A 23,639-nucleotide genomic window follows, 5' to 3' on the forward strand; every position below is an offset into this window, starting at 1 on the left:
GTCAGCGCGACCTGACGAAGTACTACCAGCTGTCCCGCGCGGGCGGTCCGTCGTCGAGGACCGCCCGCTTCATGCTGTCCGCGAGCCAGTCCCGGAACTTCCGCACCGGCCAGCCGCAACCGCCGACCAGCGACGCGTGGTGCGCGGGGTCGTTGTAGAGCCACACCACGTCGATCGCCGTCGTGAGGTCGTGTGCCAGCGGTCCCAGTCCGGCCGCGTGCTCGACGACCATCGCCGCTCCGGCGCGGCGGTTGCGCAGCAGCGTCGACCACAACTCCGCCGCCTCCGGCGCGTCGTCGGCTGCCTGGCGCACCGCTTCGAAAAGCCCTGCCACACGGCCCGCGATGAGCACGCACACGTCGGCGTAGGCGTCGAGCACCTCGGCCGGCGTCCGCGCGTCCCAGACGGGCCGGAACCACGGCCGGTCCCGCACCGCCACCGGCTCGTCGTCGCCCGCCAGTGCCTCGTCCAGCACCTCGCGCAGCAGCGCGGGCTTGGAGCCGAACGCGGTGAACACGGTCGGCCGGGAAACCCCCGCGGCCTTCGCGACGTCGTTGAGCGACGTGCCCGCGTAGCCGCGCGTCACGAACAGCTCCGCCGCCGCCGCGACCACCGCCTGCCTGGTCCGCCGCGCGCCCTCCTCGCGGACCCGCGACCGGTACTCGCGCTTCTTGACGTCGCCCACAGTTCGGTCATACTAGTGGCATATTCACTATACCAACGGTATGGCTAAATCTGGAGGCGATCATGCGCCCCTACCTGACCCGCGCCGACGAGGGCGAGGCCGTCTGGTTCCTCGGCAGCCTGATGACCACGAAAGCCGTCGGCGCGCAGACCGGCGGCCGGCTCACCGTCGTGGAGTTCCTGAACCCGCCCGGCTTCGCGCCGCCGCTGCACCGGCATCTCGTCGAGGACGAGCTGTTCTACGTGCTGTCCGGTGGCGCGGACTTCCTCTGCGACGGCGAGAAGTTCGCCGCGGGACCGGGCGACTTCGTGCTGCTGCCCGCCGGGTTGCCGCACACGTTCGTCGTCGACGCGGCCGAGCCGTTGCGTGCTCTGCAGATCACCACGCCGTCCGGTTTCGAGGACTTCGCGTCGGCGGTCGGGGAACCGGCGCGGGCCCGCGTCCTGCCGGCGCCGCCCGAGATCGATCCCGCCGCGCTGGGTCACGCCGCGGCCCTGCACTCGATCGAACTCCTCGGCCCGCCGCCGCTGGTGTGACGCTCGTGCGCCATTCGATCAGGGGGAGTGCAGGAACCGTTCTTCGATCCGGATGATCCGGTCGAACGGTCCGTGCTCCTCGGCGCCGGACGTGAACACCCGGCCGGGGCCGAGCCGGTGGGTCAGCAGTGCGACCAGGTAGCCGCAGCCGTCCGCCAGCACCCGGTGCCCGTCCCGCACGTCGAGAGCTTCGAGCATCCGCACCAGGAGGCCGGGCTTGGCCGAACAGGCGAGCGTGACGGGGTCGGTGACCAACGGCTCGTTGCGGTACACGCCCGCGAGCCAGCCGTCGTCCGCAGAGGTGGTGCGCGCCCACGTGCCGTCCGGCCGTTGGTCGTAGAACGCCGGCACGAACTCGTGTCGTGGGACCGATTCGAGGGCCTCACGCCACGCGGCGGTGCGTAAGACGCCCTCCGCCGCGACTGCTCCGGCGAGGCCTTGGGCTCGTAGGCGCCACGTGGTCATGTGGTCACGGTAGGAGTTGGAGATTTTCCAAGGAAGGTGCGTCACATTCCCCTTGCGCGCACGCGTGCGCACGAGCCACGTCCTTGATCCGTAAGGATTTGCGGTCGGGCGAACCCGTGCAACTGTCAGACCCCGCGTGTAGCGTCGAGTGCGCCATTCGATCACGGGGAGTGTGGCAGCGTGACTGCGTTGCGTAACAAACCGGCGCCGGTGAGGTTCGCCGACCGCGCCGAGGCCGAGGCTTATGTGGCCTCGGTCTGTTTCAAGCACGGGCCACCGAGGTTGTTCGGCGTGGAGCTCGAATGGACCGTGCATCACGCGGAAGACCCAGGTCAGACGCTAGACAGGAATCGGTTGGCCGCGGCTCTCGGAGAGCACGCGCCGCCCACGCTGGTTCCGGACAGCCCCCAGCGGCCGCTGCCGAGCGGCACCCCGTTGACCGTCGAACCGGGCGGGCAGGTCGAGATCTCCACCCCTCCCTGCACCAGCCTCCCGGACCTCTTCAAAACGGTCGCACAAGACATCTCCCATCTCACCGCGATGTTGGCGGACCACGGTCTCGTGCTCGGAGACCGAGGCGCTGACCTGCACAGATCTCCCACGCGCATGCTGCAGGTGCCCAGGTATGCGGCGATGGAGCACGCGTTCAACGACGTCGGCGCCGACGGCTTGGCGATGATGTGCAACACCGCAGGGCTGCAGGTGTGCCTCGACTTCGGCGAGGAGAAGCACCTGCGGGACCGGTGGGCCGCGGTGCACCAGCTCGGGCCGGTGCTGATCGCGTTGTTCGCGAACTCGCCGAGCATCGGTGGCATGCATCAAGACTGGGCGTCGGCGCGCATGCGGACGCTCTACGGCACGGATCCCGTGCGCACCAGACCCAGTGCTGTGTGCGCCGATCCGGCCCAGACTTATGCGAAGAGGGTCGTCGACACACCGGTGATCGTCGTGCGCGGGCCGAGTCCCAGTTGGATTCCGCCGCGCAGGTTCACGTTCGCCGACTGGATCGAAGGGGCGCTCGACCGCGGCCCCACCAGCGACGACCTCGACTACCACATGACGACGATGTTCCCGCCGGTGAGACCGCGCGGGTACATCGAGATCAGATACCTCGACACCCCCGCGCCCGGCGGCTGGATCGCGCCGAGTGCGCTGCTCGTCGCGCTGTTCAGCGATCCGTCCGTTGTGGACGGTGTGCTGGCGGCGACCGAACGGGCGGCCGGGCGGTGGCTCGTCGCCGCGCGGCACGGGATGGCGGACGAACGCATTTCCAGAGCGGCTCGAGACGTTGTGGCCCTTGGTGTTGAGGCGTTGCCTCGCACGGGTCTCTCGCACGATCAGATCAGCGCCATCAGCCGGGAGCTTGAGGGGAAGCTGTGACTGAAGAACTCCGCGAGCAGGTGGCGGAGGAACTGTTGCGTTCGCGCGCGCGTTCCACCGCCTTGACTCCACCGCCTTGACCGACGCCGTCGACGAGCACGATCTCGTCCGGCAGCACTCGAAGCTGATGTCGCCGCTGGTCTGGGACCTGGCGCACATCGGCAACCAGGAAGAGCTCTGGCTCGTTCGTGACGTCGGCGGTCGCGAACCGGTGCGGAGCGACATCGACGAGTACTACGACGCGTTCAAGTTCTCCCGCAGTGTCCGGCCCGAGTTGCCGCTGCTCAACCCTCGCGAGGCGCGGCAGTACGTGGGAGACGTGCGCGGCAAGGTGTTCGACGTGCTGGAGAAGGTTCCGCTGGAGGGCCGCAGGCTCGTCGAGAACGCCTTCGCGTTCGGCATGATCGTGCAGCACGAGCAGCAGCACGACGAGACGATGCTCGCCACGCACCAGCTGCGCACCGGCGAACCCGTCCTGCACGCGCCGCTTCCGCCGGCGGGAAACCTCGTGCCCGCAACGGAAGCGTTCATCCCGGGCGGACCGTTCGAAATGGGCACATCGGACGAACCGTGGGCGCTCGACAACGAACGCCCCGCGCACGCCGTCCACGTCGACTCGTTCTTCATCGACACCACGCCGGTCACGAACGCCGAGTACGCCCAGTTCGTCCTGGCGGGCGGCTATGACGATCGTCGCTTGTGGACGGAGGCGGGCTGGGAACACCGCACGACGGCCAAGCTGGTCGCGCCGCGTTTCTGGCAGCGCGAGGGGAACTCGTTCGTGCGCACGGCGTTCGGTGTCACCGAGCCGATCGTGCCGGACGAACCCGTTGTGCACGTGTGCTTCCACGAGGCGCAGGCGTACGCGGCGTGGGTGGGCAAGCGACTGCCGACGGAACCGGAGTGGGAGAAGGCGGCCCGCTTCGACACCGCGACCGGGCAGACCCGCCGATACCCCTGGGGTGACGAGGAACCGACCGAGCAGCACGCGAACCTCAACCAGCGCCACCTGCGTCCGGCGCCGGTCGGCGCGTATCCGGCGGGGGCGTCGAACGCGGGCGTGCACCAGCTGATCGGTGACGTCTGGGAGTGGACCTCTTCGGACTTCGGTCCGTATCCGGGGTTCGAGGTCTTCCCGTACGCCGAGTACTCGCAGGTCTTCTTCGGACCGGACTACAAGGTGCTGCGCGGAGGTTCGTTCGGCACCGACAAGTCCGCGATCAGGGCTACCTTCCGCAACTGGGACTACCCGATCAGACGGCAGATCTTCGCCGGCTTCCGCTGCGCCAGGGACGCCTAGCCCGATGTGCCGCCATCTGGCTTACCTGGGCACCGCCGTGTCCTTGGCCAGCGTGCTCTACGACGCACCGCACTCGTTGGAGCACCAGTCGTACGCGCCTGCCGACATGCGGGCCGGTGGAACCGTGAACGTCGACGGCTACGGCGTCGGCTGGTTCCCCGGCCCGGTCCGGTACCGGCGCGCGGGCACGTTGTGGAGCGACCCGAACCTGCGGCAGCTGGCGGCCACCGAGTCGACCGCTTTCCTCGCGGCAGTGCGGTCGGCCACCGTCGGCATGCCGGTGTCGGACGCCGCTTGTGCGCCGTTCACCGACGGCACGTGGTTGTTCAGTCACAACGGGCGCGTCGACGGCTGGCCCGGAACCGTGGCCGGGCTGGCGAAGACCTTGGACGTCACCGACTTGCTCACGATGGACGCACCGACCGACTCCGCACTGTTGTGGACGGTCCTGAGACGTCGCCTGGAGGCCGGGAAGGATCCGGCTGAGGCGCTTGTTGAACTTGTGCGGGAAGTAGCGGACGCGGCACCGAAGTCGCGCCTGAACTTCTTGCTGACCAACGGAAAAGTCCTCACAGGCACCACGTGGACACACACTCTGTGGGTGCTGCAGGAGGAACAGGGCGTGACGATCGCGTCCGAGAGGCTTGACGACGACCCGGGCTGGCGGGAGATCCCCGACCGGCACGTGGTCACCGCGGATCCATCCACTGTGGAGGTTCGACCGATATGACCGAGCCGGTGCTGGACGTTCATCTCAAACCGGAGGACGCCGCACACGCGCTCCGTGCCGACGTGCGCGCGGGGCTGACGGCGGACCCGAAGTGGGTGTCGCCGAAGTGGTTCTACGACGCGGTGGGCAGCGCGTTGTTCGAGGACATCACGAGGTTGCCCGAGTACTACCCGACCCGTGCCGAACGTGAGGTGCTGGCCGACCGGGCCAGCGAGATCGCGGAGACGACCGGCGCGCACGCGTTGGTGGAGCTGGGTTCCGGGTCGTCGGAGAAGACGCGGCTGCTGCTGAGCGCGCTGCGGGAGCACGGCACGTTGCAGGAGTTCGTGCCGCAGGACGTGTCGGTGTCGGCGTTGACCGAAGCGGCGCACGCGATCATGGCGGACTACCCGGGTCTGCGCGTGCACGGCGTGGTCGGCGACTTCACGCAGCACCTCAGCCTGTTGCCCGGTGAGTCGCCGCGCGTGGTGGCGTTCCTGGGCGGCACGATCGGCAACCTGATTCCGGACGAGCGGGAGAAGTTCTTCCGCACGGTTCGCGACGTGCTGCAGCCGGGGGAGTGGCTGCTGCTCGGAACGGACCTCGTCAAGGATCCCGAGACGTTGGTGCGCGCGTACGACGACGCGCAGGGCGTGACGGCCGAGTTCAACCGAAATGTGTTGAACGTCTTGAATCGCGAGGTCGGTGGCGACTTCGACGTCGACGCCTTCGAGCACGTGGCGTTGTGGAACGCCGAGCAGGAGTGGATCGAGATGCGCCTGCGCGCCAAGCGGGCGATGCGGGTGACGCTCGCGGAACTCGGGTTGACCGTTGAGTTCCGCGAAGGTGAAGAACTGCGGACCGAGGTGTCGGCCAAGTTCCGCGAGGAAGGCGTGCGCCAGGAGCTGGAAGACGGCGGCTTCGCCTTGCACCGCTGGTGGACTGACGCAGAAGGAAGGTTCGCGGTCTCATTGGCCCAAGCCATTTAGGGACACAACCCTCCGTTCGACGGGTACAAACGGTGCACCGTCAGTGATGGGCTGCACGCGTGACGTCATCCTCTGCAATCACGCGTGCAGTGCTCACGAGTGCGCTCGTGCTCGGCACTGTCGTTTCCGGTCTGGGCACCGCGAGTGCCCAGACCGAAGCATCTGCCGTCAGACCCGCTGCCTGGGGGCAGTGCGCGGCTGACGTGCTCGCCGGTCTGCCCGCCTCGGTCACGCCCGAGGAGCGGGCCCGGCTCACCTGCGCCACCCAGGAGGTGCCCGTCGACCACTCGCGCCCGCGCGGTGAGAAGACCGGCATCGCCATGATGAAGCGCCCGGCCAACGACCCGGCGCACAAGATCGGCACGATCTTCCTCAACCCCGGCGGCCCCGGCGGTTCCGGGCTCATCCGCGGCGCGGTGTCGAAGAACTACTTCCAGCCGCAGGTGCTCGACCGGTTCGACGTCGTCGGCTTCGACCCGCGCGGTGTCGCCCGCAGCAACCCGTTGCGCTGCTTCCGCACCCAGGAAGAGGCCGACGCGGTGAACGAGGGCTGGTACTCCCTGCCCATCACCAAGGCGGAGATCGGAAGCTCGCTCAAGCAGTCGAAGGCCTATACCGACTACTGCAAGATCAACGCCGGTCCGCTGCTCAACCACATGTCGACCGAGGCCGTCGTGCGCGACCTCGACATCATGCGCGAGTCTGTGGGCGACAAGCAGCTGAACTTCGTCGGCTTCTCGTACGGCACGCTGATCGGCTCGACGTACGCGAACATCTTCCCGCAGAAGTCGCGCGCGATCGTCATCGACGGCAACGTCGACCCGCAGCTGCGCCTGACCAACGGCGCCGAGTACGACCGTCAGCGCGCACAGGGCTTCGAGATCGCGCTCGACGCGATGCTCAAGCGTTGTGACGCCGCTGGTGCCGCCAAGTGCGCGTTCGCCGGCAACGCCCGCCAGAAGTTCGAGGACATGAAGGCGGCGCTGCGCAAGAACGGCCCCGTCACCATGCCGGACGGCAAGAAGATCGGGCTGGCCGACGTCGTGGGCAACACCGCCGGTGAGCTGTACTCGGTCGCGGGCATCAACCGTCTCGTGACGTACTTGCAGGCCGTGCACAACGCCCTCAACCCGTCCGCCGCTGCTGCTTTCAGCACTCAGTCCGTTGTGGACACCCCGGTGCTGAACAACAACGGTGGCCGCTTCGACGAGGACGTGCTGCCGGAGACCCCGTACACCGCCGACGACTCGTACTACGCGGTCAACTGCACCGACAAGCCGTTCGTCCGCACGAACCGCTTCTGGGAGCAGACGGCGAACAAGTGGGAGAAGGAGTCGCCCACGTTCGGCCGCTACCAGGCCGCGTCCGACCTGATGACGTGCCCGACGTGGCCGACGCGCAACCCGGACCGCTGGATCGGCCCGTGGAACCGCAAGACGCCTAACCCGGTCGTCGTCGTGGGCAACTACTACGACCCGGCGACGCAGTACCTGTTCGCGCAGCGCATGTCCAAGGAGCTCGGCAACGCGCGGCTGATCAGCGTGGACTCGTTCGGCCACTGCATCCTGGGCCGCGCGGCCGGGGCTGACGCGGCGGTGGCGAAGTACCTGCTGAACCTGGAGGCACCGGTCAGCGGTTCGGTGTACCAGCCGAACGTTCAGCCCTTCGCCTGATCGGATTCGACGCGGTGGCGGTGCTGGTACAGCGCCGCCACCGCGGCACCGGCGAGCAGCACTCCGGCCAGGATCTGCCACGCCGAGAAGTCCAGAGGCGGCTTCACCGGCGCGTTCCTGGAGTCGATCCACATCATCTGTCCGGTGCCGGTGGGCTGGTGCAGGGACGTGGCCACGACGTCCACGACCACGAGGCTGATCGCGCCGAGCAGGAGCTTGAACCACAGCGGTTGCCGGATCGCCGACGTGACCAGCAGAACCCCGGCGCTGAGCAGCGGCGACACCGCGGCCGCGGCCAGCGATGCCAGCGCAACGAGGCCGTTGACGCCGTCTTTCTTGACCAGCGCCCGAATTCCGAGCCCCAGTGCGGCCACGACCGCGACGAACGTGGCCACCAGCGACCACGGCTGGTGCTGATCCATCAACACGAGCATCAGAATCCCGATGCCCGCCAGGTAGCGGACGTCCTTGCGCGCCCCGATCGCGGCCGCGGCGGCCGCGAACAGCACGATCGGGGCGTAGTAGGGGATCGTCGCGACCGCGACGCCGTACACCGCTCCCGCGACGGCCGTCCGCCAGCTGCGGCGCCGGGCCGCCCACCCCAGCACGCCGAGGACGATCAGCCACGCCGGAATCACCGGCAGTTCGAAGAGGTACTTGGCGTCGAAGGGGGCGTAGGGCTCTTCGACGGAATACCAGCCCGGCTGGATGTCGAAGCTGCAGAGGGCGCCGCCGTTGAGGCAGAAGTCGTCCTCGTGCTCGAAGTTGACCATCAGGACAACCGAGCGCATCGAGACCGCGGTGATGCCGGCGATCACCAGCGCGACCCAGGCAGGACGCGGTGCCACCACGATCAGGAGCACCGCGATCGCCAGCCCGGCGAACTGCAGCGGTGGCAGCCAGTGCAGCTGATCGTTGAGCAGGGCGAGTGCGGTCAGCGCCGCGCCCCAGACGACCGTCCCCCAGTTCACAGCAGTGCGCTCCTCACGATCAGCACGACGGAACTCGCCCCCGCCACGACCAACATAGGGGTGCGGATCCCGCCCGCGTCGAACCTCTTGCGCAACGGCCCGGACAGCAGGAAACCCGCGATCAGGAACGGGATCAGCGCGAGCCCGGTCCACAGCTGGTGCGCGGTGACCTGTCCGGCCGCGAGCAGCCCGATCACCGAGGCACCTGAGCCGAGCACGAAGAACGCCGCCAGCGTCGCCCTGACCTGCGGGCCTGCCTGGTTCTGGTAGAGCAGCGCGACCATCGGGCCGCCGACCGCCGTGGCCGTGCCGAACGACCCGCTCGCGAACCCGGCGGTGACCAGCGACCTCGGTTCGGGTTGCGGCCGCCAGGCGGTGACAGACAGCAGCACGCACGCCAGCACCGAGCCGCCGACCACGAGCCCGAAGCCTTTCGGGTCCAACGCGTCGACGACCAGGATGCCGACGACAGTGCCGGGCAGGCGGCCGAGCATCGCCCACCCGACACCACGCCAGTCGACGTGGCTGAACTCCCTCGCGAGCGACATCGAGGCGTGGGCGGTGGCGACCATCAACACCGGAACCGGCAGCAACGTCGGGTCGAGCAGCGCGATCAACGGCACGGCGATGAGCGCCAGGCCGAAGCCGATCAGACCCTGCAGCAGTCCGCCGAGTGCGACGACGACCCCGGCAAGTGCTATCCCCCAAGACATGATTCGCCATGCTATCGACCTGGCTTGGACCCTACGACCAGGTTTCGCTCGCTGTTCGCCTGGCGTTGGTCAAGCGCACTTACGCTCCGCGCCATGACTGCGTCCCGCCGTTCCTTCCTGCTCGGCACCGGTGCGACCGCTGCCGCTGCCGCCCTGGTCACGCCTGGTTCCGCGTCCGCTGACATCGTTGTCGGCGGACGCTCGGATCCGAAGGCGCGCAGGTTCACGCTCGCCGTGATCCCGGACACGCAGTACATGTTCGACCTGGACCGCGGCGACTCGGCGCCGTTGAAGGCGACGCTGCAGTACCTGATCGACCACCAGCGGCCGGAGAACATCGTCTTCATCAGCCACCTCGGCGACCTCGTCGAGAACGGGCAGCGCAGCGAGATCGACGACATCAGCGAGCGGTTCGAGGTGCTCGACCGGCGCCGCGTCGGGTACAGCGTGCTGGCGGGCAACCACGACCTGCCGGACTCGCGCACCGACGACCAGCGCGGCCGCACGCCGTATCTGGACAGGTTCGGGCCTTCACGGTTCCGCAACTCGCCGACGTTCCGCGGTGCGAGCACGGACGGCTACAACTCGTTCCACGTGTTCACGGCCGCCGGCAAGGAGTGGCTGGTCCTGGCGCTGGACTGGCGCATGTCCGCCAAGGGTTTCGGGTGGGCGCGGTCGGTGCTGAAGCAGCACGCCAAGCTGCCGGTCATCCTCACCACGCATGAGCTCGTCTACGACGGCGGTGAGGGCAACGCGACGATGTCCGACTACGGCCGCAAGCTGTGGGACGAGCTGATCAAGGACAACGACCAGATCTTCCTCACGCTGAACGGGCACTTCTGGCCGCCGGCGCGGGCGACGATGCGCAACACCGCGGGCAACGACGTCCACGTGCACATCACGAACTACCAGGACCGCTACTACGGCGGCGGCGCGATGATCCGCCTGTACCACTTCGACCTCGACCGCAGGACGATCGACGTGCGGACGCTGTCGCCGTGGCTGCTCGGCAAGCGGTCGCTCAACCCGTTGGAACGCAAGGAGATCGAGCTGACCGGGCCGGTCGACCGGTTCAGCGTGCCGATCGACTTCGAGCAGCGGTTCGCGCGGTTCGACCCACCGGTGCTGCCTCCCGCGCAGCCCGCTCGTGATGTCCTGGTATCCGGCACCGTCGCGTACTGGCGGCTCGGTGAGGGCCTGAAAGACCTGTCGGGCAACGGGAACGACCTGAAGCAGACCGGCTCGTTGACAGCGGCCGATGACCACCACCGGTTCGCGCCGTCGCACAAGTCGCTGTTCTTCGGCAAGAACGGCTATCTGTCCACCGTGGACAGTGCGCCGCTGAACAAGCAGACGTTCGAGCGCGGCTACACGATCGAGCTGTTCCTCAAGCTGCCCAAGGACTTCGACCACCCGTGGTGCGGTCTGTTCACCAAGCTCGCGCCCGGTTCCGCCGCGGGCAAGACCGGCGACGACCCGAGCGAGCCGATCGCCACGCTGAACCTCGCCGGCGGTGGTTCGCTGCAGTGGGCCGTGTTCCCGCGCAACCTCCCCGGGCTGTCGACGAACTGGGGTCACGAGATGACCTACGAGACGTGGTGGCACGTCGCGGTCGTCAACAACGGCGTGCACACCACGTTGTACGTCGACGGCTCGCCCCTGCTGCGCAACCCGTCCACACCGGCGCGCGGCATCTCGTCGGCCGGCGACCCGTGGCTCGTCGGCGCCTACGCGTACAACAAGATCGTGGAGAAGTCGTTGTACGGCTGGATCGGCGACCTGCGCGTGGTGAACCGGCCGCTGGACCGCTCCGAGTTCATGCGGTCGCCGGCAGCCCGAACTTCGGGAACAGACTGAGGTCGAAGAACGACGAGACGTGCGTGATCCGGTCGTCGCGGACTTCCAGCACCTGGAGGTTGAACGGCCGGAACACGCCGTCTTCTTCTCGCAGGTAGAGGCCGTACGCGGGCTGTTCGTTGGCCTGCACCGGGATCATGCGCGCGCCGTGCGGCACTGCGGGGCACTGGTTCGTGAGGTGCCACGCGATCATGTCCGGGCCGCTGTACCACTGCGGGTACGGCGGCATCTCCCAGACGACGTCCTCGGTGAACATGCCGATGATCGCGGGGATGTCCTTTGCCTCGAACGCTTTCACCCACTTGTCGAGCAGCGGTTTGGCGTCGGCGGGCTCGGTGACCTCGTCCTGCGTGAGGTCCTTCAGCTGCGCGTGGGCCCGTTGCAGCGCGCTGTTGACGGCCGCGACGGTCATGTCGAGCTGGTCCGCGGTCTCGGCGGCGGTGAGCTTGAGGACGTCGCGCAGGATCAGCACCGCGCGTTGCCGTGGCGGCAGGTGCTGCAGTGCCGCGACGAACGCCAGCCGGGTGGACTCGCGTTCGGTGACGATCGCGGCCGGATCGGTCGGGAACGGCTCCAGCCACGGGATCTCGTGGTCCTGGGTGAGCGGGTCGCTCTCGGTCGAGCTCGCGCCGAGCCCGAACGGCAGCGGCCGGCGCGTGCGGGTGTCGAGCGCGGTGAGGCAGACGTTCGTCGCGATCCGGTACAGCCACGTGCGCACCGACGACCGGCCCTCGAACTGGTCGTACGCCTTCCACGCGCGCAGGTACGTCTCCTGCACCAGGTCCTCGGCGTCGTGCAGCGAGCCGAGCATCCGGTAGCAGTGAGCGAGCAGCTCCCGCCGGAACGGGTCGGCCGCCTGGGCGAAGTCCACTGTCACCCTTGCACTCTAATCGCGTTCTGCAAGCGTCCGATGATGGTTTGGACGTGGTCGCGCAGCTCCGGCGGTTCGTGCACCTCGAACTCGAGGCCGAGGAACATCAGGTGGAACACGATCCGGTCGAGCGAGTCGGCACCGGTGCGCATCAGGCACGAGTTGGCGTCGATCGGTTCCAGCGCCGCCGACATGGGCGACGAGCGTTCGGCGACTGCCTGCATGGGTGCGTGGACCGTGAGCACGGCCTGGTAGGTGTAGACGTTCGTGGAGACCTGGCGGGACACGAAGTCGCCGAGGCTGTCGGATGGTGGCTCGCGGGGCGTGAAGCGGGCCGCGAGCGCCGGTTCGTCGGGGATGCGGTCGACGCGGAACGTGCGCCAGTCCTGTTTGGACACGTCCCACGCGACGAGGTACCAGCGTTTGCCGGTGTGCACGAGGCCCTGCGGTTCGACGAGCCGATTGCCGGGCTCGCCTTGCGTTGGCGTGTAGGCGAACCGGAGCTGCTGGTGGTCGCGGCAGGCGGCGGCGATGATCGTGAGCGTCTCGGGGTGGACGGTCGGCCCCGCGCTGTTGAGGGGCGTGGTGTGGGCTTGGAGCGCCTGCACTCGTCTTCTCAGGCGGCTCGGCAGGATCTGTTCGAGCTTCGTGAGCGCGCGGACCGACGTCTCCTCGATGCCCGCGATCGTGCCGTTGGCCGCAGTTCTGAGCCCGACCGCCACGGCCACGGCTTCGTCGTCGTCCAGCAGCAACGGCGGGAGCTCCGCGCCGGCGCCCAGCTGGTAGCCGCCCGCCGCGCCGGGCAGGGACGTGACGGGGTAGCCGAGGCTGCGGAGCTTGTCGACGTCGCGGCGGATCGTGCGCACGTCGACGCTGAGCCGGTCGGCGAGCTCGGGACCCGTCCAGTCGCGCCGCACCTGCAACAGGGACAGGAGCTTCAGCAGCCGTGCGGACGTCTCCAGCATGTGACGGAGTCTAGATTCCATTGCGGACAACGGCCTGTGGTGGCTAATGTTTGCGCTATGACTGCCGGGTCGGCCTTGTGCCGTGAGCGGAACGGTTGCCCGGCCCTGACTTGATCAGGGCCCCTCCATCCCGCGCGTGATCTCGTTCTGGGACAACGCGCTTGGGAGAGGAGGTGATGCGCAATGCTTCCCAACGTTGGTGATGTCTTTTCCGGCAAGGTCGTCTCGACCGTGCCGTTCGGTTCGTTCATCGAGCACCCCGCCGGTGCCCACGGGCTGCTGCACGGTCAGCAGGCCGAGGTCGGCTCCGCGGTGCAGGTGAAGGTGCTCGCGGTGGACGCGGAAAAGCAGCGGTTCAGCCTTGAGCTGGCCTAACGCATGAGTTTCACCGGACAGAGGCGCCCTGTCCGGTGATCGCTCGTGCTATCCGGTAGCGGTCACGCCTTGCGGTAGTCCGCGCACTCCACGATCAGGCGGTCGTGGAGGGTTCTGCGATGCCCTTGTTCCTGGGGCGGCGCACCCAGCGCGTTCGCCGGGCTGGTGACGTCGTGCAGCAACCGGTACAACACGACATCCGTTGCGGTGTAAAGCCAATCGTCCGCCTTGCCGGGCGGTGCGGCCGGTCCGAGCATGTTCTCGAACCACGCCGGGAAGAGCAGGTCCCGCGCGACCGCGTCCTCGATGCGGGTGCGGATCAGCTCGCGTGCCTCCGCGACGGCTTCGTTGCCCGCTGACTTGGCAGCGGTGTCCTTGGCGTGCCCGTTCTCGTCGGGTGCGTCCGGGCGTTGTTTGCGGGTGATCGTGTGCCACTGCTTGTACTTCTTGCGCCACAACGATTCCGCGTTGGGCGGCAACGTCGTGAGCGCTTCGGCAGCGTCGATGGCCGCCATTGCGGCTTTGTCGTAGTCGGCGATGGCCTTGCGGGTGTCCTTGGCTTCCTGCGGCGTGAACGTCTTGCGCGCGTAGGCTTCCTGGCCCGCGAGGATCCTGGCGATGAGCGGCTTCTCGATCTCCGGCCAGCTGTCGAAGTCGGCCTTCTGCGTCTCGCCCGCGCGGACCTTCCTGTTGAGCGCCACCAGAAGCCGTTCGAGCCGGTGCACGCTGTCCGCCAGCTCGGTGACCCTCTCGTTGGTCTTGGCGACCTTGCGGGTGGTGTCGCGCAGCTGGTTCGTGGTGCTCAGCTGTTGCTGGGCGGCTTCGGTCTGGGCGTGGTCGAGGCGGTTGCCGAGCGACTTGAGGTCCTTCTTCAACCGCTCGATCTTGCCGTCGAGCGCCTTGACCGGGTCGATGTCCATCATCGCAACGTCCTCCACGCCCACCACGCGACTCCCGCCAGCACGGCCAGTGCCGCCCAGCCGTTCGCCAATGGTGTCAGCAACACGGCGACGAGGGCCGCCACGATCGCCGCCGTCCTGGCACGCGGTTCCCAGATCATCCGGCCCACCGGGTCCACCAGGACGGCCGCGGCGACGGCCAGGGCCAGCACGACGGACAGCAGCGACCAGCCGTCGAACCAGCCGATGACGACGATCAGCGCCGCGACGGCCGTGCCCGCCGCGATCGCCCGGTTCGGCACCGTCAGGCGGGCTGCCTCGACGTCGCGGCGGGCGTGCATGACGGCCTCGACCTCTTTGTCGGTCTCGGCCAGCAGGCCGGGGAAGTCAGGGCTGCCGGGTCCCGCGGCTTGCAGTGCGCGTAGTGCTGTTCGCAACGCGTGCTGGCGGTCGGCCAAGCGGGCGAACGGTTCGGCTGCCATGCCCCGAAATCGTGATCAACACACCCCCTCCGCGGCCAGACCAGTGAGCGGAGTTGGTCCGGTTGCCGACGAACTTCCCTCAACCGGAGCAACGAGGTCCCTGATGAACTTCGTGACTTCGTCCGGTGCTTCCTCTGCTGCGAAGTGGCCGGCCCGCGTCGTGGTGAAGCGGAGGTCGGTGGCCCACTTGCGCCAGAGCTCGGCCGGGTCGAAGCCCAGCTGGGTGCCCCAGTCCTGCTGCAGGACGGCCACCGGCATGGTGAGTTTGGTGCCTTTGTCGAGGTCTTCGCGGTCGTGCTCGACGTCGATGGTCGCCAGGGCGCGGAAGTCCTCGATGATCGACGGAATCGCGTTGCGGGAGGCCTCGAGGTACTCGGTCCTGATGTCCTCGGGGAATGGATTGTGCGACCAGGCGTCGAGGAAGTGGCCGAAGAAGGCGTCTGAGCTGTTGGTGATGAGCTGCTCGGGCAGGTCGCTCGGCTGGGCCAGGAGGTACAGGTGGAACGCCACCGCGGCCTCGCGGCCGTGCAGGACGTTCCAGGTGTCGAGCGCCGGGACGCTGTCCAGGAGTCCCAGGTGGCTGATCCGGTCCGGGTGGTCGAGGGCGGCTCGGAAGGCCACGTGGACGCCTCGGTCGTGGCCGACCAGGGCGAACGTGCCGAGTCCGAGCTCGTCGGCCAGGTCGATGACGTCCTGGGCCATCGTGCGCTTGTCGTAGCCGGTTCGAGGCTTGCCGCTGGCGCCGTAGCCGCGCAGGTCGGGGCAGACGACGGTGTGGTGCTCGGCGAGCTTCGGGGCGACGTGGCGCCACATCAGGTGGGTCTGCGGGAAGCCGTGCAGCAGGATGATCGGCGAGCCGTCGCCGGTGATTTCGGTGTGGAGCTTCATGTGGCCCAGCATCGGGCGGGCTGATCAGCAGGCGATTAGCATCCACGTCCGTGCAGATCAGGGTGCTTGGGCCGGTCACGGTCGTCGGCACCGATGGTCGTCTTGTGGCCGTGGGCAGCAAACGTCGTCGTGAGTTGCTCGGTCGTCTCGTGGCGGCTGGCGGGCGCGTTGTGTCGCTCGACGTGCTGATCAGCGATCTCTGGGACGACCCGCCTGATGGCGCGGTCGGGGCGGTGCGGACTTTCGTGTCGGAGCTGCGCGCGGCTTTGGGGGCTGCGGCGATCGAAACCGTTGGTCGTGGCTATGCGCTGCGGGTTTCCGACGTCGATGTGTGGCGGTTCGAATCGGAGCCCGCGTCGGTTGCGTGGGGAGAGCCTTACGCCGATCTCGATCCGTCGCCGTGGGTGGTGCAGGAGCGCGCACGGCTGTTGGAGCTGCGTGCGCGCGCCGTGCTCGATGCGGGATGTGGGGCGTCTCTGGTCGGGGAGTTGGCCGCGTTCGCTGCTGCGCACCCGTGGCGGGAGAAGGCTCAGGTGCTGCTGGCGCACGCGCTGTTCCAGGACGGACGGCAGGTCGAAGCGCTTCGAGTGCTGCGTTCGTCACGCGACCGGCTTGTTCGTCTCGGGTTGGATGCTTCGCCTGATCTTGACCGCGCCGAGGCGGACATCCTGCGTCACGCCGTTGCCAGGGGCGGCTCGTACGCGCAGCTGCGGTCCGCTTCGGTGGTCGCCGGCGAGGCGGCGTTGACGGGTGGCTTGGCGCTGGCTCAGTCCCAGCGGTTCGCCGCGGTTCTCGAGGCCTCGCGGCTGGGCAATCCGTTGCTCACGGCTCGGGTTCTCACCGCCTACGACGTGCCGACGAACTGGACCGTGAGCGACGATTCGGTCCAGGCTGCGGCGTTGATCTCGGTGGGGCGACGCGTGTTGCCGCACCTGGAGGGGGCGTTGCGGGCGCGGGTGCTGGCCACTCTCGCGGTGGAGCACCGGGGCACGCGTGACGCCTGGGCGCTTTCGGCGGCTTTGGAAGCTGAGGAGCTGGCGCGTTCGCTGGGTGATCCGGCCTTGCTCGTGGTGGCCCTGAACGCGCGGTTCATGCAGTCGTTCCAGCGGTCCGGGCAGTCTGCGGAGCGCGGTGTGATCGGTTCGGAGCTGATCGAGGTGTCCGCTCGGCACGACCTGCCGGCGTACGAGATCCTCGGGCACCTCGTGGCTCTGCAGGCGTGTTCGGCGGTGGGGGACTTCGCGGCGGCCGAGCAGCACGTCCTGGCGGCGGAACAGCTCGCCGAGATTCACGAAGCGCCGCTGGTACGCGTATTCACGAACGGGTTCCGGCTGATGCGCGCACCGGATGAAGCCGGATACCGCGCGTTGGACCTCTCATCCATGCCAGGGGTGGAGGCCGGGTTCCTGCCGCTGGCGCTGCTGTCGATGGGACTGCCGGTCGACGTAACGCTCGACTGGGGGCCGTATCGGCCGTGGGGATTGCCGCTGATGCATCTCGAGGGTGGTGACGTCGCCGCGGCTCGTCGTGCCGCTGCATCGCTGCCCGCGCCGCGTGCGGACCACTACTACGAAGTGCTGTGGTGGATCACCGCACGCATCGCCGCGTTGCTCGACGATCCTGCGCTCGCCGAGGCCGCACGCGTTGCGCTCGAACCCGCCCGTGGTGAGATAGTCGGCGGCAGCACGGCGATGCTGTCGTTCGGCCTGGTGGAGGCATGAGTGGAGGGTTTGCCGGCACAGCACGAGCTCTTCGACGCGTTCGGGCCGTCCGAAGTGACTGTGGAGACGCTGACCTCGGGCAGAAGCATCCTGTTCTTCGGCCGCTACAACGACTGGCAGCGGTTCGGCGTCGACACGGCTACCGGGGCTGTTGTCGTCGTCCACGAGTCCGATAACAGCGTGGGGCACGTCAACGCGAGCGTTACGACGTTCGCGCGTTCGCTTGACGCGTTCACCTCCAGCTGCCCCTTCGGTTCACGGGAGGACGAGGAGCACGACACGGTGGCTGCCGCGTTCCGCGACCGCCTGCGCGAGATCGACCCGACGTCGTTGCGCGAGGACCCCGGCTTCTGGCACCAGCTGCTGTTCGACATCTCGATCGGTGACTGGGTCGCCGAGGAGTTCGACTGAGTCAGGACTTGCGGCGCGCCTCCGCCGGCCACACGACCTCGATCGGCACCCCGGAAGCCCGCGCCTGCTCCACCACGTCCGCCGTCCCGCCCTTGCCCTGCTGCGCCACCCCGTCCCACACCGCCACCAGCAGCTCGACCGACGCGAGGATGCGTTCGTTCGCGGCGACGTAGGCGAGCCGGTTGGACGACATGTGCGGCAGCACGCTGACCACCGTGGCGGCCGCGCGCAGCTCGTCGTACTCGGCGACCTGGTGCGGCTTGAGCCTGTCCCGGTAGTCCAGCGCCGGCAGCACGACCTCGACCTGCCCGCCGAGGCCCAGCACCGCCCGCGCGAACACCTGGTCGGCGCCCGGCGCGAGGCACGTCACGCCGACCAGGGGTTGTCCGAGCCGTTCCAGCACCTCGGCGATCGCGGCTTGCACTGCCGGGACGCACTCAGGCACCAGGTTCATGTGTCCGGTGATGCCGACCCGCATCAGGCCGTCCGGATCGCTCTGATCGCGTCCCGGGTCTCCTGAACGGCGCGGATGTGGCGGTGTGTGGCCGCCTCCTTGGCGAAGTCCTCCAGCTTGCGCAGCACGCGCCCCGAGGAGAGCTTCGCCGCCGTCGGCAGGACCTCGTTGATCAACCCGCACGCCGCCTCCGGGTCTCCCGCGACCATCTTGGTGCGCGCCAGTCCGATCACGTCGAACGCGCGGTTGCGCACCTTCGACGGGTCTCGCAGCTCCAGTGCACGCCGGATGTGCTGTTCGGCGTACACGGCCTGAGCCGGGTCGTGCATGGCCAGGTCGCGGCACCGCGCCCCGATCACGCCCTCCAGCTCGGCCTCGTCGAAGCTGTGCAGGTAAGGCGGTTCGTTGTCCGCCTCGCGCTGCGCGAAGCTGTCCTGCGCCAGGCCCACGGCCTGGTGGAACTCGCGGGTCTTGCCCATCTGCGCGTACGCCCACGCCTCACGCGTGAGCAGCAGCGCCTTGAGCGTCGGCGTGCCCGTGCGGCGCGTGCCGTACTGGCCGAGCTGCACCAGTTCGAGCCCGTCCTCCGGCCTGCCGAGGTCGAACATCTGCCGCGCCATCGCCGCTAGACACAGGGCCGCGAAGCCGTCGTTGTGGCCAGCCTTCGCCATCCGGATGGCCAGCACGTAGTAGCGCTGGGCCGCGTTGTGCAGCCCCGCGTCGAACGACATGCTCGCCGCCACCTTGGACAGCTCGGCCCCGATGAAGAACGCCCGCTCCGTCGTCGGACCCGCGGGCGCGCGCTGCAGCCGTTCGGCCAGCTCGTCGAGCTGACCCAGCACGGCCTTGCGCGCCAGTCCGTACCCACCCCGGCCGCCCCAGCCGCGCAGCTCGTTCGCCACGCGCTGCAGAGCCAGCAGCTCCTCCTCGCTGATCGCCGAGTGCGACGACCACTTCGACAGGTTCTGCAGGGGGTGCAACCACCGCTGCAGCGGCTCGACCAGTGCGGACCCCACCGTCACCGCGGCAGCCCCACTGAGCGCCGCTCGTCTGCTGATCGCCAAGTCGCTCCTCGCCGTCTCCTCGACCGAACGGGCAATGCTCGTCGCCTCCCACGGGGCGGCGAGCACATCTGGCGGGCCCGTTTCGGGGGAGCCCACCTGAGCTGGGATGACGACTCGGTCGAACCACAGTCGTTCGCCCGGCACACCGAGCACGAGCGCGAAGTGGCGCAGCCGGTCGAGCCGGTCGATCTGGTTCTCGCCGGACTCGTAACGCGAGAGCTGCGCCTGGCTGATGCCGAGCCAGCCCGCCATGCGGTCCTGGCTCACTCGGCTGAGGTGCTGCGGGTGGTGCCGGTATGCGGAGATCAGCGCACCCATGTCGCGATCTGTGCAAGCCGCCGTGATCGCGGGGTTGTCCCAGAAGTCATCCGGGACGGCAGGAGGTCCGTGCACGTCGGAACGAGCGTTGCGGCGGCACCGGTGACACAGCCGGTCGGTGTTGTCAGCTGCGATGAACGCTCCACACGGGCAAGCGCGCCTGGATCTGGGTCTCGCGGTATCCATCGGCATCGCCCCCCGTCACTGAGCGTTTCCCCAGTGTACGGAGACGTGATCGTCAGTCCATCCATCTCATGCATAAGACGTAATGGATTCGCGTGTCGCAGTTGGCGCTCCTCCGCCTGGCGGATGAGCTTCATACGTCCGCTGCATGAACGCCATGCATCGCGCGAGTGGTGTTAGCGCTCACCGCCCCGCACCCTGCACATCGTCAGGTCGCGGGCAGATCCCCGCGGTTTTGGCAGTGCCTGACCCATGAGCGGGGAGGACGACCGCCGATGAGCCTCACGACCGCGGAGACCGGTACCGGGAGTGCCGGGATCCCACAGAACAGGGGACACGATCGGGCGATCGGCGAGGCCGTCGCCGGCTACCGGTTGCTCGGATGGCAGGTGAATGTCACCGAGCAGGGTGTCTTCCTACCTCTAGGGCCCGCCACGACCGCCTTGGCCATGCCGGCGCGCATCGGGTCGCGCGTCCTGGCCGACCTGAAGTCGCGCATGCTCGCCGGTCCGGTCACCGTCATCCCCGGCCCCCGCGAGCACTGGATCTTCCTGGCCGAGCTGGTGGCGTTGCTGCCGACCCACCTGAAGGCCCCGCCAGAGGTCCAGTTCGTGCGATCGCCGCACCGGATCGCGCTGCCACCCACGATGACCAGGTACGGATCGCTGCGGTGGGCGAACCCGCCGTCGCACTCACGGCACTGGTTCCCGCCGTTCACCGCGGTGCTCGCGCTGGCCCGGACGGCTGCCGCGGAGGACCAGCGCCGATAATTCCCGTTTGTGTCTTTGGATCGACGTTCAGCGCTGTTGTTGTGCGGGCTCGCTGCTCTGAGTGCTTGTGGCGAGCCTGCTCCTCGTAAGACGGGTGGCGTGGGGACCGCCCGGCCTGGGGATCGCGTGGGTGCTGCTTCGGCGGTCCCCGTTGGTGGTGGCGTGCTGGTGGACATGCCCGGCAACGCCCAGCTGCTGGTGGTGCAGCCTCGATCAGGTGAATTCCGCGCGTTCAACCCCTCCTGCCCGCACGTGGGCTCCCTGGTCAACCCTCCCGCCGGTGGTGTCATCACCTGTCCGTTGCACGGGAGCGCTTTCGACCCTGCTACCGGCGCGGTCCGCAAGGGACCTGCGACTTCAGGGTTGAAAGAGGTTGCCGTCGCTCTTTCAGGTGAAGATTTGGTGCTTGGCTGAGACCTGTGAGGTTGCTGTGCATTGGGCTTCGGACTGAACTCTCGCTGACCGCTTCGCGTAATGCTGTGGTGTGACCCCGAACACCACCACCACTCGGAGGACTCGGTCGTGAACACCGAAAGCCCGGTCAGCAGGCGGACGGCGTTGTGCGGAATCGTCGTCGCACTCGCCGTGCCCAGTGGCTTTGTGACCGCTTGCAGCAGTTCATCGGGTTCTGCTCCCACCCAAGGTTCGAATCCCACCGGTTCCACCGGTAAGCCCGGTACCGCACTGGTGGCCTTGGCGGATGTGCCGGAAGGCGGAGGCGCGCTCGTCGACGGGCCTGGCGGCAAGAAGATCGTCGTGGCGCGGATTTCGGCTGCCGAGGTGAAGGCGTACGACGCGACTTGCACGCACCAGGGTTCGACGGTGGCCGAGCCTTCCGGCGGAACCATCACGTGTCCTTCACACGGCAGCCAGTTCGGTGCTGCTGACGGTGCTGTGAAGAAGGGACCCGCCACCACCGGTTTGCGCGCTGTGGCGGTTCGCATCGACGGCGATCAGGTCGTGCTCGCCTGACCCTCGCAGTTTTTGTCAGACCTCGTCGTTAGTCTTGACGGCGTGGCAGATCCCTCGACGTACCGCCCCGCAGTGGGCACGATTCCTGAGGCTCCCGGCGTCTACAAGTTCCGCGACGCCGGTGGCCGGGTCGTGTACGTCGGCAAGGCGAAGAGCTTGCGCAGCAGGCTGAACTCGTACTTCGCCGATCTGGCCGGGTTGCACCCGCGTACCCGCCAGATGGTGACGACGGCGGCGTCCGTCGAGTGGACGGTCGTCACCACCGAGGTCGAGGCGCTGCAGCTCGAGTACAACTGGATCAAGGAGTTCGACCCGCGGTTCAACGTCCGGTACCGCGACGACAAGTCGTATCCGGTGCTGGCCGTGACGTTGTTCGAGGACTACCCGCGGCTGCACGTCTATCGCGGTCCGCGCAAGAAGGGCGTGCGCTACTTCGGCCCGTTCGCACACGCCTGGGCGATCCGGGAGACGTTGGACCTGCTGCTGCGCGTCTTCCCGGCGCGCACTTGCTCTGCCGGTGTTTTCAAGCGGCACAGCCAGATCGGGCGCCCGTGCCTGCTCGGGTACATCGACAAGTGCTCGGCGCCTTGTGTGGGCAAGGTTTCGGCTTCTGAACATCGCGAGATCGTCGAGGACTTCTGCGACTTCCTGGCGGGCAAGACGGATCACATGATCCGCCGCCTGGAGCGCGAGATGTCGGCTGCTTCGGAAGAGCTGGAGTTCGAGCGAGCGGCCCGTCTGCGGGACGATCTGGGTGCGCTACGCCGTGCCATGGAAAAGCAGGCCGTGGTGCTGGGCGACGGCACGGACGCCGACGTGATGGCGTTCGCGCAGGACGAGCTCGAGGTCTCGGTCCAGGTCTTCCACGTGCGCGGCGGCCGGGTGCGCGGCCAGCGCGGCTGGGTGCTCGACAAGGTGGAGGCGGTCGACGACGGCGCCCTGGTCGACCAGTTCATCATGCAGTTCTACGGCGACAACACGGAGAACACCCCGCGCGAGGTGCTCGTGCCGGTGCTGCCGGACGACGCTGCGGCTCTGGAGGATTTGCTTTCTGAACAACGTGGTTCGCGTGTCGTCCTGCGCGTCCCGCAGCGTGGTGACAAGCGCGCGCTGATGGAAACCGTGGCGCGCAACGCTTCCGAGGCCTTCGCACAGCACAAGCTCCGCCGCGCCGGCGACCTGACCGCTCGCTCGGCCGCCCTGCAGGAGCTGCAGGACGCTCTGGCTCTGGACACGGCACCTCTGCGCATCGAGTGCATCGACATCAGCCACGTCCAGGGCACCGACGTGGTGGCTTCGCTGGTGGTTTTCGAGGACGGGTTGGCGCGCAAGTCCGAATACCGCCGCTTCGCCATCCGCGAAGCCGCTTCCGAAGGCGACGTGGCCTCCATCGCCGAGGTGGTCCGCCGCCGCTTCCAGGCCATGCTGCGCGAAACCGCGTCCGGCGGCCCCAACCCGGGCATCGACCCGGACACCGGCAAACCCCGCAAGTTCGCCTACCCGCCCAACCTCCTGGTGGTCGACGGCGCGGCACCCCAAGCCGCCGCGGCAGCCGACGTCCTGGCCGAGCTGGGCATCACCGACGTGGCCGTGGTCGGCCTGGCCAAGCGCCTCGAGGAAGTCTGGGTGCCCGGCGAGCCCGACCCGGTGATCCTCCCGCGCACGAGCGACGCCCTGTACCTGCTGCAACGAGTGCGCGACGAGGCCCACCGCTTCGCCATCGCCTACCACCGCCAGAAACGCTCGAAGCGCATGATCGCCTCGGAGCTCGACGGCGTGCCAGGCCTGGGCGAAACGCGAAAGGCCGCGCTGCTCAAGCACTTCGGCTCGGTGCGCAAGCTGAAGCAGGCCACAGTGGACGAAGTGAGCGAGGTCCCCGGCGTGGGCCGCCGCACAGCCGAGGCCGTCGTGGCCACCCTCGCCTCGCCGTCTTCCTCTTCGGCTCCGTCCGCGGCGCCTTCGCCCACCGCTCCGGCGCCCACCGCTCC

Annotated in this window: 24 protein-coding genes and 1 pseudogene; 14 read left to right on the forward strand and 11 right to left on the reverse strand. The window is 68.3% G+C overall.

All coding sequences use genetic code 11. The features are described 5' to 3' along the window. Positions 1-22: 22 nt before the first annotated feature. On the reverse strand, positions 23-685 hold the full coding sequence (locus tag UK23_RS39575; protein ID WP_045316930.1) for a TetR/AcrR family transcriptional regulator: 663 nt from the start codon (positions 683-685) through the stop codon (positions 23-25). Between the two features lie 62 nt (positions 686-747). On the opposite strand from UK23_RS39575, the gene UK23_RS39580 reads away from it, so the two are divergent. Further along, on the forward strand, positions 748-1,221 hold the full coding sequence (locus tag UK23_RS39580; RefSeq protein ID WP_045316931.1) for a quercetin 2,3-dioxygenase: 474 nt from the start codon (positions 748-750) through the stop codon (positions 1,219-1,221). Positions 1,222-1,239: 18 nt separating this feature from the next. Here the strand turns inward: UK23_RS39580 and UK23_RS39585 are convergent, their stop codons facing one another. Beyond that, positions 1,240-1,686, reverse strand: coding sequence for a hypothetical protein (locus tag UK23_RS39585; protein WP_156213719.1), 447 nt, complete (start codon positions 1,684-1,686; stop codon positions 1,240-1,242). A gap of 180 nt (positions 1,687-1,866) precedes the next feature. On the opposite strand from UK23_RS39585, the gene UK23_RS39590 reads away from it, so the two are divergent. From UK23_RS39590 to UK23_RS39610, 5 genes and pseudogenes are all read left to right on the forward strand, one after another. Beyond that, on the forward strand, positions 1,867-3,066 hold the full coding sequence (locus UK23_RS39590; protein ID WP_045316932.1) for a glutamate-cysteine ligase family protein: 1,200 nt from the start codon (positions 1,867-1,869) through the stop codon (positions 3,064-3,066). After that, positions 3,063-4,366, forward strand: a pseudogene (gene egtB, locus UK23_RS39595) (ergothioneine biosynthesis protein EgtB). Before UK23_RS39590 ends, egtB begins: the two are co-directional and overlap by 4 nt. Positions 4,367-4,370: 4 nt before the next feature. Further along, on the forward strand, positions 4,371-5,096 hold the full coding sequence (gene egtC, locus UK23_RS39600; protein WP_045316934.1) for an ergothioneine biosynthesis protein EgtC: 726 nt from the start codon (positions 4,371-4,373) through the stop codon (positions 5,094-5,096). Continuing rightward, the gene (gene egtD, locus UK23_RS39605; protein WP_045316935.1) at positions 5,093-6,064 is read left to right on the forward strand and encodes an L-histidine N(alpha)-methyltransferase; all 972 of its coding nucleotides are present in this window, start codon (positions 5,093-5,095) and stop codon (positions 6,062-6,064) included. The genes egtC and egtD overlap by 4 nt, the downstream gene beginning before the upstream one ends. Before the next feature lie 89 nt (positions 6,065-6,153). Further along, a complete protein-coding gene (locus UK23_RS39610) occupies positions 6,154-7,737 on the forward strand; it encodes an alpha/beta fold hydrolase (RefSeq protein ID WP_231114885.1) in 1,584 nt (527 codons plus the stop codon). Here UK23_RS39610 and UK23_RS39615 read toward each other — a convergent pair. Beyond that, positions 7,722-8,708: a hypothetical protein gene (locus UK23_RS39615; RefSeq protein ID WP_045316936.1), complete on the reverse strand. Its 987-nt coding sequence runs from the start codon at positions 8,706-8,708 to the stop codon at positions 7,722-7,724. The two genes, UK23_RS39610 and UK23_RS39615, sit on opposite strands and share 16 nt — an antisense overlap. Beyond that, positions 8,705-9,421 (reverse strand): sulfite exporter TauE/SafE family protein, encoded by a 717-nt coding sequence (locus UK23_RS39620; RefSeq protein ID WP_045316937.1) that lies wholly within the window; start codon positions 9,419-9,421, stop codon positions 8,705-8,707. Before UK23_RS39620 ends, UK23_RS39615 begins: the two co-directional genes overlap by 4 nt. 93 nt (positions 9,422-9,514) lie before the next feature. On the opposite strand from UK23_RS39620, the gene UK23_RS39625 reads away from it, so the two are divergent. Further along, on the forward strand, positions 9,515-11,278 hold the full coding sequence (locus UK23_RS39625) for a LamG-like jellyroll fold domain-containing protein (protein ID WP_045316938.1): 1,764 nt from the start codon (positions 9,515-9,517) through the stop codon (positions 11,276-11,278). On the opposite strand, the gene UK23_RS39630 is transcribed toward UK23_RS39625, so the two are convergent. Continuing rightward, positions 11,238-12,155 carry a sigma-70 family RNA polymerase sigma factor gene (locus UK23_RS39630; protein ID WP_045316939.1) on the reverse strand — a complete coding sequence of 306 codons (918 nt, stop codon included), beginning with the start codon at positions 12,153-12,155 and terminating at the stop codon, positions 11,238-11,240. The two genes, UK23_RS39625 and UK23_RS39630, sit on opposite strands and share 41 nt — an antisense overlap. Further along, positions 12,152-13,114, reverse strand: coding sequence for a helix-turn-helix transcriptional regulator (locus UK23_RS39635; protein ID WP_045316940.1), 963 nt, complete (start codon positions 13,112-13,114; stop codon positions 12,152-12,154). The genes UK23_RS39630 and UK23_RS39635 overlap by 4 nt, the downstream gene beginning before the upstream one ends. A 183-nt stretch (positions 13,115-13,297) precedes the next feature. Here UK23_RS39635 and UK23_RS39640 point away from each other — a divergent pair, with 183 nt between their 5' ends. Continuing rightward, positions 13,298-13,489, forward strand: coding sequence for a S1 RNA-binding domain-containing protein (locus UK23_RS39640; protein ID WP_045316941.1), 192 nt, complete (start codon positions 13,298-13,300; stop codon positions 13,487-13,489). Positions 13,490-13,551: 62 nt separating this feature from the next. Here the strand turns inward: UK23_RS39640 and UK23_RS50850 are convergent, their stop codons facing one another. From UK23_RS50850 to UK23_RS39655, 3 genes are read right to left on the reverse strand one after another with little or no spacing between them, the layout of a single operon-like run. Next, positions 13,552-14,427 (reverse strand): hypothetical protein, encoded by an 876-nt coding sequence (locus tag UK23_RS50850; protein ID WP_156213721.1) that lies wholly within the window; start codon positions 14,425-14,427, stop codon positions 13,552-13,554. After that, positions 14,409-14,870 (reverse strand): hypothetical protein, encoded by a 462-nt coding sequence (locus UK23_RS39650; protein ID WP_045316942.1) that lies wholly within the window; start codon positions 14,868-14,870, stop codon positions 14,409-14,411. The genes UK23_RS50850 and UK23_RS39650 overlap by 19 nt, the downstream gene beginning before the upstream one ends. Positions 14,871-14,885: 15 nt before the next feature. Then, entirely contained in the window at positions 14,886-15,758 is an 873-nt protein-coding gene (locus tag UK23_RS39655; RefSeq protein WP_231114886.1) for an alpha/beta fold hydrolase, read from the reverse strand. Between the two features lie 50 nt (positions 15,759-15,808). On the opposite strand from UK23_RS39655, the gene UK23_RS54700 reads away from it, so the two are divergent. Both UK23_RS54700 and UK23_RS39665 read left to right on the forward strand, forming a co-directional pair. Next, complete coding sequence (locus UK23_RS54700) at positions 15,809-17,479, forward strand: BTAD domain-containing putative transcriptional regulator (protein WP_045316943.1); 1,671 nt, start codon at positions 15,809-15,811, stop codon at positions 17,477-17,479. Further along, positions 17,480-17,890, forward strand: a complete 411-nt coding sequence (locus tag UK23_RS39665; protein WP_045316944.1) for an SUKH-4 family immunity protein — start codon at positions 17,480-17,482, stop codon at positions 17,888-17,890. 1 nt (position 17,891) lies between these two features. On the opposite strand, the gene UK23_RS39670 is transcribed toward UK23_RS39665, so the two are convergent. Both UK23_RS39670 and UK23_RS39675 read right to left on the reverse strand, forming a co-directional pair. Beyond that, a complete protein-coding gene (locus UK23_RS39670; protein WP_045316945.1) occupies positions 17,892-18,368 on the reverse strand; it encodes a hypothetical protein in 477 nt (158 codons plus the stop codon). Then, a complete protein-coding gene (locus UK23_RS39675; protein WP_231114887.1) occupies positions 18,368-19,726 on the reverse strand; it encodes a helix-turn-helix domain-containing protein in 1,359 nt (452 codons plus the stop codon). Before UK23_RS39675 ends, UK23_RS39670 begins: the two co-directional genes overlap by 1 nt. 458 nt (positions 19,727-20,184) lie before the next feature. Between UK23_RS39675 and UK23_RS39680 the strand changes: the two genes are divergently transcribed. The 4 genes from UK23_RS39680 to uvrC form a co-directional block, all read left to right on the forward strand. Further along, on the forward strand, positions 20,185-20,679 hold the full coding sequence (locus UK23_RS39680) for a hypothetical protein (protein WP_045316946.1): 495 nt from the start codon (positions 20,185-20,187) through the stop codon (positions 20,677-20,679). Between the two features lie 162 nt (positions 20,680-20,841). Further along, positions 20,842-21,093 carry a Rieske (2Fe-2S) protein gene (locus UK23_RS54270; RefSeq protein WP_231114888.1) on the forward strand — a complete coding sequence of 84 codons (252 nt, stop codon included), beginning with the start codon at positions 20,842-20,844 and terminating at the stop codon, positions 21,091-21,093. A 108-nt stretch (positions 21,094-21,201) separates the two neighbouring features. After that, positions 21,202-21,651, forward strand: a complete 450-nt coding sequence (locus tag UK23_RS39685; protein WP_045316952.1) for a Rieske (2Fe-2S) protein — start codon at positions 21,202-21,204, stop codon at positions 21,649-21,651. Between the two features lie 42 nt (positions 21,652-21,693). After that, the coding region (uvrC, locus tag UK23_RS39690) for an excinuclease ABC subunit UvrC (RefSeq protein WP_082115356.1) at positions 21,694-23,639 on the forward strand (1,946 nt) is incomplete at its 3' end.

Source organism: Lentzea aerocolonigenes, from assembly GCF_000955955.1.
GTDB lineage: Bacteria > Actinomycetota > Actinomycetes > Mycobacteriales > Pseudonocardiaceae > Lentzea > Lentzea aerocolonigenes_A.

What these genes read in the sequence shown, in the direction of transcription:
- UK23_RS39675 (WP_231114887.1), bottom strand. Translation starts at nt 19,726, where the DNA reads ATGGGTGCGCTGATCTCCGCATACCGGCACCACCCGCAGCACCTCAGC.
- UK23_RS39680 (WP_045316946.1), top strand. Translation starts at nt 20,185, where the DNA reads ATGAGCCTCACGACCGCGGAGACCGGTACCGGGAGTGCCGGGATCCCA.
- UK23_RS39585 (WP_156213719.1), bottom strand. Translation starts at nt 1,686, where the DNA reads ATGACCACGTGGCGCCTACGAGCCCAAGGCCTCGCCGGAGCAGTCGCG.
- UK23_RS39650 (WP_045316942.1), bottom strand. Translation starts at nt 14,870, where the DNA reads ATGGCAGCCGAACCGTTCGCCCGCTTGGCCGACCGCCAGCACGCGTTG.
- egtC (WP_045316934.1), top strand. Translation starts at nt 4,371, where the DNA reads ATGTGCCGCCATCTGGCTTACCTGGGCACCGCCGTGTCCTTGGCCAGC.
- UK23_RS39640 (WP_045316941.1), top strand. Translation starts at nt 13,298, where the DNA reads ATGCTTCCCAACGTTGGTGATGTCTTTTCCGGCAAGGTCGTCTCGACC.
- UK23_RS39670 (WP_045316945.1), bottom strand. Translation starts at nt 18,368, where the DNA reads ATGCGGGTCGGCATCACCGGACACATGAACCTGGTGCCTGAGTGCGTC.
- UK23_RS39580 (WP_045316931.1), top strand. Translation starts at nt 748, where the DNA reads ATGCGCCCCTACCTGACCCGCGCCGACGAGGGCGAGGCCGTCTGGTTC.
- UK23_RS39655 (WP_231114886.1), bottom strand. Translation starts at nt 15,758, where the DNA reads ATGAAGCTCCACACCGAAATCACCGGCGACGGCTCGCCGATCATCCTG.
- egtD (WP_045316935.1), top strand. Translation starts at nt 5,093, where the DNA reads ATGACCGAGCCGGTGCTGGACGTTCATCTCAAACCGGAGGACGCCGCA.
- UK23_RS39625 (WP_045316938.1), top strand. Translation starts at nt 9,515, where the DNA reads ATGACTGCGTCCCGCCGTTCCTTCCTGCTCGGCACCGGTGCGACCGCT.
- UK23_RS39620 (WP_045316937.1), bottom strand. Translation starts at nt 9,421, where the DNA reads ATGTCTTGGGGGATAGCACTTGCCGGGGTCGTCGTCGCACTCGGCGGA.
- UK23_RS39635 (WP_045316940.1), bottom strand. Translation starts at nt 13,114, where the DNA reads ATGCTGGAGACGTCCGCACGGCTGCTGAAGCTCCTGTCCCTGTTGCAG.